We start from the raw sequence: 15,065 nt of genomic DNA, 5'->3' as shown, positions 1-15,065 counted from the left end.
CTGGTCGCCAGGGATCGCGCCGAGGGCGAGCTGGTGCCGCTGTCGTTCGCGCAGCAGCGCATGTGGTTCCTCAACAAGTACGACACCACGTCCGCCGCCTACAACCTGCCCGTCGCGATCCGGCTCACCGGCGAACTCGACACCGAGGCGTTGGCGCTCGCGCTCGCCGATCTGGTGCGCAGGCACGAGTCCTTGCGCACCCGTTACCCCGAGCACGGCGGCACTCCGGTGCAGCAGATCGTTGCCGCCGAACGCATCTCGCTCGACCTGCGGCCGGTCACGGTCGCCGGGAGCGAGCTGTTCGACACCGTCACCGCGTTCGTCTCCACCGGTTTCGATGTTGCGGAACAGGTTCCGCTGCGGGCCCGGCTCTTCCGGGTCGATGCCGGGTCCGGGGATCAGGTCGAGCACGTGCTGGTCGTCGTCGTCCACCACATCGCCGCCGACGGGTTCTCGATCGCACCGCTGACCCGCGACGTGATGCGCGCCTACACCGCGCGTGCGCAGGGCACCGCGCCCGGCTGGGCGCCGCTGCCGGTGCAGTACGCCGATTTCGCGGTCTGGCAGCGCGCGGTGCTCGGCACCGAGGACGACCCCGACTCGCTGCTGTCGCGTCAGGTCGGTTACTGGCAGCGCCGGCTGGCCGGCGTCCCCGACGAGCTGACGCTGCCGTTCGACCGGGCTCGCCCGGCCATCGCCTCGCATCGCGGCGCCACCGTGCACCGCGAGCTGCCTGCTGACCTCATCGCGAAGCTGGACGAGGTGGCCCGCCGTCAGGGCGCGTCGCTGTTCATGGTCATGCACACCGCACTCGCGGTGCTGCTGGCCCGGCTCTCCGGTGCCGACGACATCGCCATCGGTACGCCGATCGCGGGCCGTGGCGAGCAGGCCCTCGACGACCTGGTCGGCATGTTCGTCAACACCCTGGTGCTGCGGACCGGGGTGCGCCCGGACGAGTCGTTCACCGACCTGCTCGAGCAGTCCCGCAAGACCGACCTCGACGCCTACGGCAATGCCGACGTGCCGTTCGAGCGGCTGGTGGAACTGCTCGCCCCCGAACGCTCGCAGGCCCGCAACCCGCTGTTCCAGGTGATGCTGGCTTTCCAGAACCTGGACCGCACCACCCTCGAGCTGCCCGGCCTCGCCGTGTCGGCGCTGGATCTGGACGAGAGCGTCGCGCGCTTCGACCTGCAGTTCACCCTGTCCGAACTGGGCGAGCCGGGCAGCGGCGGGATGGCGCTCGCGCTGAACTACGCCACCGAACTGTTCGACGAGGCCACCGTCGACACCATCGCGACCCGCTGGGAGCGGGTCCTCGCGGCGGTGGCGGCCGATGCCGAGGTGACCGTCGGCGCGATCGATGTCCTCGATGCCGCCGAACGGGCCGATCTGGTGTTCCGGGTCGGTGAACCGCCGGTGCCCGCGCGCACCCTGCGCGCCCTGCTCGCCGAGGCCGTCGCCACGAACCCGACCGGCGATGCCGTCGTGTTCCAGGGGGCAGCCATGGCCCACCCGTCGCCCGACCACCGCCCCCCATCGAGTCGCTTCGCGACGCTGTCGTATTCCGACCTCGACGAACGCTCGAATCGCCTGGCGCGCTTGCTGATCGCCGAGGGTATCGGCGCCGAAGACCTCGTCGCCATCGGTGTCCCGCGCTCGGCCGACTCGGTGCTGGCCGCATGGGCCGTCGCCAAGACCGGCGCCGCGTTCGTTCCGGTCGACCCGACCTACCCCGCCGATCGCATCGCCCACATGGTCACCGACTCCGGTTCGCCACTGGGTATCACCGTCGCGTCGGTGCTGGACGGGCTGCCCGACATCGCCCCGCGGTCCGGCGACTCCGCGGTCGCCGAGGCTGGGCCGACGGGCGCGCAGGAGTCCGGGGCAACCGCAGGCAACTCTGACGCGGCCGGCTGGCTCGTGCTCGATGAGCTCGATCTGGCTCGCTTCGACGGCGGTCCCATCGCCGACGACGAGCTGGTGCGGGCGACCACGCCCGAGCAGCCCGCGTACGTCATCTACACCTCCGGTTCGACCGGTGTGCCCAAGGGCGTCGTGGTCACCCACGCGGGCCTTGCCAACTTCGGCGAGGAGCAGGCGCAGCGCTACGCGCTCGATTCCGATACCCGCGCACTGCATTTCGCCTCGCCGTCGTTCGACGCCTCGATCCTCGAACTGCTGCTGGCGCTGGCCCGCGGCGGTGCGCTGGTCGTTGTCCCGCCCGGTGTGTACGGCGGTGACGAACTGTCCGAGCTGATCCGCGCCGAGCGGGTCACCCACGCCTTCATCACCCCGGCGGCGCTGGCCACCTTCGACCCGACCGGCCTCGACTCGCTGCGCGTGCTGGTCGCCGGTGGTGAGGCGGTACCCGCCGATCTGGTGAGCAAGTGGGCGGTTCCCCTGGCGGACGGCGGTATTCGCGCCTTCCACAACGGCTACGGCCCCACCGAGACCACGATCATGACCAACATCAGCGCCGCGCTGACGCCGGGCGAGCTGGTCACCATCGGTGGTCCCACCCGCGGTATGCGTTCGCTGATCCTGGACGCCCAGCTCCAGCCGGTGCCGGTGGGTGTCGCGGGTGAGCTGTATCTGTCGGGCATCCAGCTGGCCCGCGGCTACCACGCCAGGGCCGGGCTCACCGCCGACCGGTTCGTCGCCGACCCGTTCGTGCCGGGGGAGCGGATGTACCGCACCGGTGACGTCGTGCGCTGGACCCCCGATCGGACCGTCGAGTACGTCGGCCGCTCCGACTTCCAGGTGAAGATCCGCGGCTTCCGTATCGAACTGGGCGAGATCGACTCGGCGCTGGCCGCGCACGAGACCGTCGACTTCGCCACCACCGTCGGCCACAAGAGCGCCGCGGGCGCGGTCTCACTGGTGGCGTATGTGGTTGCGGCGCCGGGGCATTCGATCGATGTCGCGGCGCTGACCGCGCACGTCGAGGACCGCCTGCCCGCCTACATGGTGCCCTCGTCGATCATGGTGATCGACCATGTGCCGCTGACCCCGGTCGGCAAGCTCGACCGCAAGGCGCTGCCGGAGCCGGTGTTCGCCACCGAGGTCACCTTCCGGGCCGCGCGCACCCCGATCGAGCAGACCATCGCCGAGGTCTTCGCCGAGGTCCTCGGCGTCGAGCGCGTTGGTGTGGACGATTCGTTCTTCGCCCTCGGCGGTGACTCGATCGTCTCCATCCAGCTCGTCTCCCGCGCCAAGGCCCGCGGCGTGCTGTTCACCCCACGGCACGTCTTCGAACAGCGCACCGTCGCCGGTCTGGCCGCGGTCGCCGAGACCGCCGATGTGGCAGCGGCTGCGGCGGTGAACCTGGCCGAGCTGCCCGGCGGTGGCATCGGTGAGATGCCGCTGACCCCGGTGGTCCGGTTCATGGCCGAGCGCTCCGGTTCGTTCGACCGGTTCAACCAGACCATGGCGCTGGAGCTGCCGGTCGGCATCGATCGGGCCGGCATCGCCGCCACCGTCGGCGCCGTCATCGACCGGCATGACATGCTGCGCGCGCGGCTGCGTCGGGTGGACGGCAGCTGGGTGCTCGACACCGCGCCCGCCGGTGCCGTCGACGCCGACGCGCTGATCGACCACAGCACCTTCCCGGCCACCGCCACCGACGACGAGCTGGTCGAGATCGCCTCCGCCGCACTGGATACCAGCCTGGACCGGCTCGATCCGGCCGACGGCGTCGTCGTCCGCTTCGTGTGGCTGGAGCCGACCGCGACGGCGGCCCCTGCCATCTCGCTGCCCGGCGACTCCACGGGCACAGCCGGGTCGACGGGGACCACCGGTACCGATGGCTCGACCGGCGAATCCGGCGCCGCGGCTGGGCCGTCCGCTGCCGAGGTCACCGCTTCCGGTGCCGCGGGAGCGCAGGCAGGCTCCCAGCCCACCGCGCGGGCGGGCCGGCTGATCGTCGTCGCGCACCACCTCGTGGTCGACGGTGTCTCCTGGCGCATCCTGGTGCCCGACTTCGTCGCCGCGTGGGGTCAGCTGTCCGCGGGCCAGCAACCCGAACTGGTCGCACCGGCCACCTCCATGCGCGCCTGGGCGCACGCGCTCGCCGACGAGGCGCGCACCCGAGAGCGCACCGCCGAGCTCGACTTCTGGCGCGAGGTCGTCGCCACCCCTGATCCGCTGCTCACCGAGCGGCCGATGGATCCGGCCCTCGACGTCTCCGCTGTCATCGAGAAGCTGCCGGTGGAAGTGTCCGCCGAGGTCACCAAGGCCCTGCTGACGACCGTTCCCGCGCTGTTCCACGGCGGCGTCAACGACGGCCTGCTCACCGCACTCGCCATCGCCGCCGCCAAGTGGCGCTCGACGCGCGCCACCGCCGCGTCGACCGGCCAGGCAGACAACGGGCTCGGCACCGGCACGGTGCGCGACGGCCGCCGCGGCACCGCGCGTCCGGACGGCGACGCGCTGCTGGTCCGGCTGGAAGGCCACGGCCGTGAGGAAGAGGTGGCGCCCGGCGCCGACCTGTCCCGCACCGTCGGCTGGTTCACCGCGATCTTCCCCGTGCGGCTCGACCTGGCAGGCATCGATCTCGATGCCGCGCTCGCCGGTGGCCCCGCCATCGGCCAGGCTGTCAAGGCGGTCAAGGAACAGCTGCTCGCGGTGCCGGACAAGGGCATCGGCTACGGCCTGCTGCGGTACCTGAACGACACCACCGCCGCCGAGCTGCCCGCGCAGCTGCCCGGCCAGATCAGCTTCAACTACCTCGGCCGCGTCGCCGACAGCGATGTGCCCGACGCGCTGCGCGGCTTCGGCTGGATTCCGGCGCCGGAGCTCGCCGCGCTCGGCGGGGCCTACGACGCCGACATGCCCGCGATGGCGCCGCTCGACGTCAACGCGATCGTCGTCGGCGACAAACTCAGTGCCAATATCGGCTACCCGAGCACCCTGCTCGGCGCCGACGAGGTGCGCGAGTTCGCCGACCTGTGGGTCGCTGCGCTGGAAGCCGTTGCCCGGCATGCCAACTCGGCGGACGCGGGCGGCCACACGCCGTCCGACTTCGCGCTGGTGCGTGCCACTCAAGGCGACATCGACGGCTGGGAGCGGCGCTACCCCGAGCTGACTCAGGTGTGGCCGCTGGCCGCGCTGCAGGCCGGTCTGTTCTTCCACGCCCGGCTGGCCGCGGGCTCGGTCGACGTGTACACCGCGCAGGCGGTGCTGACACTCACCGGCCGGGTCGACGCCACCCGTCTGCGTGCCGCCGCCCAGGCCCTGCTCGACCGGCACGAGACCCTGCGCACCGCGTTCGTCACCGACCACGACGGCAACGCGGTCCAGATCGTCCTCGAACACACTCCGGTGGCCTGGACCGAGCACGACCGCAGTGGGACAGGCGAATACGCCGACCTGGTCGAGGCCGACCGAACGGCGCGTTTCGATCTGGCCGCGCCGCCGCTGATCCGGTTCACCCTGATCCGGATCGCCGAGCGGGAATGGCGCTTCGTGGTGTCCAACCACCACATCCTGCTCGACGGCTGGTCGACCCCGCTGGTGATGCGCGACCTGCTCGCGCTCTACGCGCTACACGGCGACGCGAACGCGCTGCCCGCCGTCCGCTCCTACCGGCACTTCCTGGAATGGGTTGACCAGCAGGATCATTCGGTATCGGTCGCGGCCTGGTCCGACGCGCTGCGCGGGGTCACCGAGCCGACGCTGCTCGCCCGTGCCGACGCCGGTCGCGAGATCGCGGCGCTGTCCGAGGAATACCTGTTCGACCTCGACGAGCCGACCACGGGCCGTCTGGTCGCCCTGGCCGCCGACCTCGGCGTCACCCCGAACACCGTGCTCCAGGTGGCCTGGTCGATCGTGCTCGGCCGGATGACCGGCCGCGACGACGTGCTGTTCGGCACCACCGTCTCCGGCCGCCCCGCGCAGCTGAACGGCGTGGAGGGCATGGTCGGCCTGTTCATCAACACGGTGCCGGTGCGGGTGCGTTTCGGTGCCGCCGAGTCGGCGCGCGAGGTGCTCGCCAGGACCCAGGGCGAGCAGGCCGACCTGCTCGATCACCACTACATCGGCCTGGCCGAGATCCAGTCGGTGGCAGGCATCGGCGGGCTGTTCGACTCGCTGGTGGTCTTCGAGTCGTACCCGGTCGACGCCGAGGGCATCAAGGCGCAGGCCGCCGATATCGACGGCATGGCCGTGACCGGCCTCGACGCCGCCGACGCCACCCACTACCCGCTGTCGCTGATCGCGCAGCTCGACACCCAGCTGCGGATTCGGGCCGGCTATCTGAGCGACCTGTTCGACGCCGCCGCCGTACGCCGGATCGCCGAGCGTCTGATCCGGGTGCTCACCGCGATCGTCACCGATCCCGCGCAGCCGGTGGGCGATATCGAACTGCTCGACGCCGCCGAACGCGCACTGGTCGTCCGCGAGTGGAATGCCACCGCGCACGAGGTGGATCAGCGGGCCACGCTGGTCTCGATGTTCGAGGCGCAGCTGGCCGCGACCCCGCAGGCCACCGCCCTCACCTTCGAGGGTACGAGCATCTCCTACACCGAATTCGCCGAACAGGTCTACCGCTTGGCCCGCTGGCTGATCGACCGCGGCGTCGGCCCGGAAACCTATGTGGCCCTCGGCATGCGCCGCTCGCTCGACCTGGTGATCGGCATGTACGCGGTGAGCGTGGCCGGTGGCGCCTATGTGCCGCTGGACCCGGATCACCCGGCCGAGCGCACGGAATACATTCTGGCGACGGCGGATCCGGTCTGCGTGCTCACCTCGGACACCGATCTGGAGATCGATACCGCGCAGGTCCGCATCGACCTGCTCGACCTGGCGGGCTACGCCGAGACCACGGTCACCGATGCCGAGCGCCGGGCGCCGCTGCGGCCGTCGAACACCGCGTACGTGATCTTCACCTCCGGTTCGACCGGCCGCCCGAAGGGCGTGGCGGTCAGCCACGGCGCGATCGTCAACCGTCTGGTGTGGATGCAGGAGCAGTACCAGCTCACCGCCGACGATGTCGTGCTGCAGAAGACGCCTGCCACCTTCGACGTGTCGGTGTGGGAGTTCTTCTGGCCCTTGCAGATCGGCGCGCGCCTCGTGGTCGCCAAGCCGGACGGGCATCGTGATCCGGCCTACCTGGCCGAGATCATCCGGCGCGATGGCGTCACCGTCACCCACTTCGTGCCGTCGATGCTCGCGGTCTTCGTCGCCGACGCCGCGGTCGCCCGCTGCGAGTCGCTGCGGATGGTGTTCGCCTCCGGCGAGGCGCTGCCGCCCAAGCCCGCGCACCGGCTGCGTGAGCTCACCGGTGCCGCGCTGCACAACCTGTACGGGCCGACCGAGGCCGCGGTCGACGTCACCTTCCACGAGGTCGTCGACACCGACACCGAGACCGTCCCGATCGGTGCCCCGGTATTCAACACCGCTGTCTACGTGCTCGACGCACGGCTGCGGCCGGTGCCGGTCGGTGTCGCGGGTGAGCTGTACCTGGCGGGGGACCAGCTGGCGCGCGGCTACGTCGCCCGGCCGGACCTGACCGCCGACCGCTTCGTCGCCGACCCGTTCGGCGGGGGCGGCGCACGCATGTACCGCACCGGCGACCTCGTCGCCTGGACCGAGCACGGCGAACTGGAATACCTGGGCCGTACCGACTTCCAGGTGAAGCTGCGCGGTCTGCGGATCGAGCTGGGCGAGATCGAGACCGCGCTGACCGCGCTCGACGAGGTGGCCCAATCGGTCGTGGTGGTCCGCGGTGACCAGCACACCGGCGATCAGCTGGTGGCCTACGTCATCGCCGCGCCGGGCCGCGCCGTCGACATCGAGGACGCCCGCGAGCAACTCGGCGAGAACCTGCCCGCCTACATGGTGCCCGCGGTGCTCATCGTGCTCGACGAGTTCCCGCTCAACGCCTCCGGCAAGCTGGATCGCAAGGCGCTGCCCGCCCCGGTGTTCGAGGCCGCGGTGTTCCGCGCCCCGACCACCCCCGTCGAGGAGATCGTGGCCGCCACCTTCGCCGACGTGCTCGGCATGGAACGGGTCGGCCTCGACGACGACTTCTTCGCCCTCGGCGGCAACTCGCTGACCGCGACCCAGGTCGCCGCCCGCCTTTCGGCCGCGCTCGACTCCGATATCGGGGTGCGCGAGCTGTTCGAGGCGTCCACCGTCGCCGGTCTCGCCGCCCGCGCCGAGACCCACTCCGGCACCGACCGGCGCGCCGCGCTGGTTCCGCAGCAGCGTCCCGACCGGGTGCCGCTGTCGCTGGCCCAGCAGCGCATGTGGTTCCTCAACCGCTTCGATCCCGAATCCGCGGTCGACAACATCCCGGCCGCGGTGCGGCTGTCCGGCCTGCTCGACCGGCAGGCGCTGCAGGTGGCCGTCGCGGACGTGCTCGCCCGCCACGAGTCGCTGCGCACCTACTACCCGGAGCTGGCAGGCGCAGCCCACCAGGTGATTGTGCCGACCGGCAAGGTGATCCCCGACCTCGCGCCGATCGACACCACGGCGGACGAACTGCCGCAACGGCTTTCGGAATTGGTGCAGACCGCGTTCGACGTCACCGCCGAGGTGCCCTTCCGGGCGGCGCTGTTCGAGCTCAGCCCCACCGAGCATGTGCTCGCCCTGGTGGTGCACCACATCTCGGCCGACGGCTTCTCCATGGGCCCGCTGACTCGCGACGTGATGACCGCCTACAGCGCGCGCGTCGAGGGCGCAGAGCCGGCCTGGCGTCCGCTCGAGGTGCAGTACGCCGACTTCGCGCTGTGGCAGCGCGGGGTGCTCGGCGACGAGGACGACACCAAGTCGGTGATCTCCCAGCAGATCGCGTTCTGGTCGCAGCGGCTGCGTGGTCTGCCCGAGCAGCTCGACCTGCCCGCCGACCGGCCGCGTCCCGCGGTCGCCAGCGGGCGCGGCGCCACCCACACCTTCGAGATCGACGCCGAAACCCACACGGCGCTCGCCGAATTGGCCCGCACCAGGGGTGCGACGCTGTTCATGGTCACCCACGCGGCGCTGGCCCTGCTGCTCGCGCGGCTGTCCGGCGAGACCGATATCGCCATCGGCACCCCCATCGCCGGTCGTGGTGAGCGCGCGCTCGACGATCTGATCGGCATGTTCGTCAACACCCTGGTGCTGCGCACCGAGGTCGACGGCGCCGCGAGCTTCACCGACCTGCTCGGCGAGGTGCGCACCGGCGACATCGCCGCCTTCGGCCACGCCGACCTGCCGTTCGAGCGGCTGGTCGAGATCATGAACCCGGCCCGCTCGCAGGCGCGCCACCCGCTGTTCCAGGTGATGCTGTCGTTCCAGAACACCGGCCAGACCGGCCTGGAGCTGCCCGGCCTCACGGTCAGCGGCGTCGACCTGCCGATCGACGTGGCCAAGTTCGATCTCCAGGTGGTGCTCACCGAGAAAACCGACGGCGGCATCGTCGCCGAGTTGATCTACGCCACCGACCTGTTCGACGCGGCGACGATCGCCGGCTTCGGCGCCCGCTTCGCCCGGCTGCTCGCCGCTGTCGCGGCGGCACCGGAGCGCGCGGTCGGCGATGTCGACCTGCTCGACAGTGCCGAGACCGCGCTGGCGGTGCGTGGCTGGAACGACACGGCACGGGAGCTGCCTGCGGCGGGCACGCTGGTCGACGAGTTCGCGCGTCAGGCCGCGGCCACCCCGAACGCGGTCGCCCTCGTCGACCCGGCCTCCGGCGCCACCCTGACCTACGCCGAGTTCGCCGCGCGCGTGCACCGTTTGGCGCGCAGGCTGATCGAGGCGGGCGTCGGCCCGGAGACCCTGGTCGCGCTCGGCCTGCGCCGCGGCATCGACCTGGTCGTCGCGGCGTACGCGGTGCAGGAAGCAGGCGGTGGCTACGTGCCGCTGGATCTCGACCAGCCCGCCGACCGCATCGCCTACGTGCTCGACACGGCCGCCCCGGTGGTCGTGCTCACCACCGGCCGTACCGGTTTCGACGCCGGTGAACTGCCGACGCTGGCCATCGACACGCTCGAGGTGGCGGCCTACTCCGACACACCGGTCACCGACGCGGAGCGGCTCGCGCCGTTGCGTCCGCAGCACCCGGCGTATGTCATCTTCACCTCCGGTTCGACCGGCCGCCCCAAGGGCGTCGCCGTGCCGCACGCGGCCGTGGTCAACCAGATCCGGTGGATCACCGGCGAATACGGCATCGGCGCCGACGATGTGGTGCTGTTCAAGACCCCGGCCACCTTCGACGTGTCGGTGTGGGAGCTGTTCGGCCCGCTGAGCACCGGTGGCAGGCTGGTCGTCGCGAGCCCCGACGGGCATCGCGATCCGCAGTATCTCGCGGATGTGATCGCCGCCCAGCGCGTCACGATGACCTCGTTCGTCCCGTCGATGCTCACCGTTTTCGCGGGCAGTGTCGATCCCGATGGCGGAGCTCTGTCCTCGCTGCGGGCCCTGCTGATCGCCGGTGAGGCCTTCACCGCCGACGCGGTGCTCGCGCTGCGCCGGGTGAGCGACGCGGCGCTGTACAACCTGTACGGCCCCACCGAGTTCACCGTCCACGCCACGCACGGCCCGGTGGCCGACGAGGTCGACGGCGCCGTACCGATCGGCGCTCCGGTCTGGAATTCGCAGGCCTACGTGCTGGATTCGCGTCTGCACCCGGTCGCGGCCGGTGTCGCCGGTGAGCTGTATCTGGCCGGTGCCCAGCTGGCGCGCGGCTACTTCGGCCGTCCCGATCTCACCGCGGACCGCTTCGTCGCCGACCCGTTCGGGGGCAGCGGAGCGCGCATGTACCGCACCGGCGACCTCGTGCGCCGCGACGAGCGGGGTGTCATCACCTATCTCGGCCGCACCGACTTCCAGGTGAAGCTGCGCGGTCTGCGCATCGAGCTCGGCGAGATCGAGGCCGCGCTCACCGCGCACGCCACCGTCGCCCAGGCTGTCGTCGTGGTGCGTTCCGACGCCCGCACCGGTGACCAGCTGGTCGGCTATGTGGTGCCCGCCGCCGGACAGACGGCCGAGATCGATGAGCTGCGTACCCGGCTCGCCGCGCAGCTGCCGAGCTACATGGTGCCCGCCGCGTTCGTCGTGCTCGACGAGATGCCGCTGAGCGCCAACGGCAAGCTGGATCGTCGTGCCCTGCCCGACCCGGTGTTCGAGGCGCGGGAGTTCCGCGCGCCGAGCACTCCGATCGAGGAGATCGTCGCCACCACCTTCGCCGAGGTGCTCGGCCTGTCCGGGGATCGCGCGGTCGGCCTCGACGACGACTTCTTCGACCTCGGCGGCAACTCGCTGATCGCCACCCAGGTGGTGGCCCGCCTCGGTGCGGCCCTGGACACCCGTGTTCCGGTGCGGGTGCTGTTCGAGGCGCCGTCGGTGGCCTCGCTGGCCGCCAAGGTGGAATCGCAGACGGGCAGCGGCAGCCGCCGTGAGCTCGTGGCAGGGCCGCGCCCGGAGCAGATTCCGCTCTCGCTGGCCCAGCAGCGCATGTGGTTCCTCAACCGCTTCGACACCAGCTCCGCGGTGAACAACATCCCGCTGGCCGTCCGCCTCACCGGCGACCTGGATGTCGACGCGCTGCGCCAGGCCGTCGCCGACGTGGTCGAGCGGCACGAGGTGCTGCGCACCGTGTACCCCGAGACCGCCGACGGTCATGGCGTGCAGGTGGTGCTGCCCGTCGGGCAGGCCCCGATTTCGCTCACCCCGGTCACCGTCGACGAGAGCGAGCTGCGCGAACGCATCAGCGAGCAGGTGCTCATCGGCTTCGACGTCACCGCCGAGGTGCCGGTGCACGCCGCGCTGTTCCGCATCGCCGGATCCATGGACGGTTCGCAGCCCGACACCCACGTGCTGGTGTTCGTGGTGCACCACATCTCCGGTGACGGCTGGTCGGTGCGACCGCTGGCCCGTGACGTAATGATCGCCTACGCGGCCCGCTCGCGCGGCGAGGCGCCCGGCTGGGCGCCGCTGCCGGTGCAGTACGCCGACTTCGCGCTGTGGCAGCGCGAGACCCTCGGCGCCGAGGACGACGCGTCGTCGATGATCGCCGAGCAGGTCGCCTACTGGTCGCGGCATCTGGCCGGGCTGCCCGATCAGCTCGACCTGCCCACCGACCGGCCGCGCCCCGCCGTGGCGTCCAATCGCGGTGGTGTGCACGAGTTCTCGATCGACCCGGCGCTGGCCGCGAGCCTGAACGCACTGGCCCGCGAACACGGCGCGAGCCTGTTCATGGTGGTGCACGCCGCGTTCGCCGCCCTGCTGGGCAGGCTGTCCGGCACCGACGACATCGCCATCGGCACTGCCGTGGCCGGTCGTGGTGAGGCGGTGCTCGACGACGCGATCGGCATGTTCGTCAACACCCTGGTGCTGCGCAGCGCGATCGACCCGGCTCAGCCGTTCGCCGAACTGCTCGCCCAGACCAGGGAAACCGACCTGGCGGCCTTCGGCCACGCCGACCTGCCGTTCGAGCGGCTGGTCGAGATCCTCAATCCGGCCCGCTCGCAGGCGCGTCATCCGCTGGTGCAGGTGATGCTGTCGTTCCAGAACACCGGCGAGGCATCGTTCGAGCTGCCCGGCCTCGAGGTGGCCGGGGTGCCGCTGGACGTGGTGACCGCCAAGTTCGATCTGCACCTGAACCTGACCGACCGCTACCGTGCCGACGGTTCCGCCGACGGCATGACCGCCGAATTCGCCTACGCCACCGACATGTTCGACCCGGCGACGATCGCCGCGCTGGCCGGGCGGCTGCTGCGGATGCTCACCGCCGTCGTCGCCGCGCCGACCCGGCCGATCGGCGAGGTCGAGCTGCTCGATCCGGCCGAACGCCGCCAGGTGCTCACCGCCTGGAACGACACCGCCTACCCGGTCGACCCGGCCGCGACCCTGGTGTCGATGTTCGAGACGCAGGCCGCGACCAGCGCGAACGCGCCCGCCCTCACGTTCGAGGGGACAACTCTGTCCTACGGCGAGTTCACCGCGACGGTGAATCGCCTGGCCAGGCACCTGATCGCCACTGGCGTCGGCCCGGACACCACGGTCGCGCTCGGCATGCGCCGCTCGCTCGACCTGGTGATCGGCATGTACGCGGTGAGCGTGGCCGGTGGCGCCTACGTGCCGCTCGACCCCGATCATCCGGCCGAGCGCACCCACTACGTGCTCGAGACCGCGGCCCCGGTCTGCGTGCTGACCACCGCCGGTGACGAGTTCGACGCGGGCGCGACGCGGGCGCTGCACATCGACACCCTCGACCTGTCCGGCTACTCGGCCGCGCCGGTCACCGATGCCGAGCGGATCGCCCCGCTGCGGCCGGACCACACCGCGTACGTGATCTTCACCTCCGGTTCGACCGGCCGCCCGAAGGGCGTGGCCGTGAGTCACCGCGCGATCGTCAACCGCCTGGTGTGGATGCAGCGGCAGTACGAGCTGCGCGCCGACGACGTGGTGTTGCAGAAGACCCCGGCCACGTTCGACGTGTCGGTGTGGGAGTTCTTCTGGCCCTTGCAGATCGGTGCGCGCCTGGTGGTGGCCAAGCCCGACGGCCATCGCGATCCGGCCTACCTGGCCGCGATCATCGCCGCGGAGCGCGTCACCACCGCGCACTTCGTGCCGTCGATGATGTCGGTGTTCGTGGCCGAACTGGCCGAGGCGGGCACCGTGGTCGAGGACCTGCGCCTGGTCTTCGCCTCCGGTGAGGCGCTGCCCGCGCCGACCGCGCAGCGGTTGCGTGAGCTCACCGGTGCCGCGCTGCACAACCTGTACGGGCCGACGGAGGCCGCGGTCGATGTGACCTTCCACGAGGTCACCGACGCCGACACCGCCACGGTGCCGATCGGCGCCCCGGTGTTCAACACCCAGGTGTACGTGCTGGATTCGCGACTGCACCCGGTGCCCGTCGGGGTGCCCGGCGAGCTGTACCTGGCCGGTGTCCAGTTGGCGCGCGGCTATGTCGCACGCCCCGATCTCACCGCCGACCGCTTCGTCGCCGACCCGTTCGGTGCGGGCGGCGCACGTATGTACCGCACCGGCGACCTGGTCACCTGGACCTCCGACGGTGAACTGGAGTACCTGGGCCGCACCGACTTCCAGGTGAAGCTGCGCGGTCTGCGAATCGAGCTCGGCGAGATCGAGTCCGCGCTCACCGCGCTGCCGTCGATCGCGCAGTCGGTCGTGGTCGTTCGCTCCGACGAGCGGCTCGGCGACCAGCTGGTCGGCTATCTCGTCCCGGCTGCCGGCGCGTCGATCGATCTCGACGCCGTGCGCGCCGAACTCGGCGGTGCGCTGCCCGGTTACATGGTGCCCACCGCTTTCGTGATCCTGGACGCCTTCCCGCTCAACGCCTCCGGCAAGCTGGACCGCAAGGCGCTGCCGGCGCCGGTGTTCGAGGCCAAGGTGTTCCGCGCGCCCGCCACTCCGATCGAGGAGATCGTGGCCGGGACCTTCGGTGACGTGCTCGGCGTGGCCAGGGTCGGCGCCGACGACGACTTCTTCGAACTCGGCGGCAACTCGCTGCTGGCCACCCAGGTCACCGCCCGTATCGGCGCGGCGCTGGACACCCAGCTGTCGGTGCGCGACCTGTTCGAGGCGTCCACGGTGTCCGCGCTCGCCGCCCGCGCCGAGCACAACGCCGGTTCCGGCCGGACCCGTCCGCGCCTGACCGCGGGGGAGCGGCCCGCCCGCATCCCGCTCTCGCCCGCGCAGCAGCGGTACTGGTTCCTCAACCAGTTCGACACCTCCACCTCCGCGGTGGACAACATCCCGCTGGCGGTCCGCCTCACCGGCGAGCTGGACGTGCCCGCGCTCGAGCTGGCCATCGGCGACGTGTTCGCCAGGCACGAGATGCTGCGCACCACCTACCCGGCCTCGCCGGAGGGCCCGCAGCAGGTGATCCTGCCGGTCGCGCAGAGCCGTGCCGTGGTGCACCACATCACGGTCGACGAGGCCGAACTGCTCGGCGCCGTCATCGAATTCGCGATGACCACCTTCGATGTCACCAGCGAGGTGCCGCTGAAGGTCGCGCTGTTCGCGCTCAGCGAGACCGACCACGTGCTCGCGTTCACCGTGCACCACGTCTCCGCCGACGGCTCCTCCATGAGCCCGCTGGCCCGCGACATCATGGCCGC

General features: G+C 71.3%; 1 protein-coding gene (only partly in view). It reads left to right on the top strand.

Every position in this 15,065-nt window falls within one protein-coding gene, locus ACFOW8_RS12990, for a non-ribosomal peptide synthase/polyketide synthase (protein ID WP_378550549.1), read on the top strand. The gene is 44,226 nt long; 16,128 of those nucleotides lie to the left of the window and 13,033 to its right, leaving coding positions 16,129–31,193 in view (codon 5,377, complete, through codon 10,398, partial); the first complete codon in view begins at window position 1. Both codon boundaries (start and stop) fall beyond the window edges.

Origin of the sequence: Nocardia rhizosphaerae (assembly GCF_042650365.1) — a bacterium.
GTDB classification, from domain to species: Bacteria; Actinomycetota; Actinomycetes; order Mycobacteriales; family Mycobacteriaceae; genus Nocardia; species Nocardia rhizosphaerae.
The sequence above is the reverse complement of the archived record's forward strand: the minus strand, read 5'-3'. Positions and strand labels throughout refer to the sequence as shown.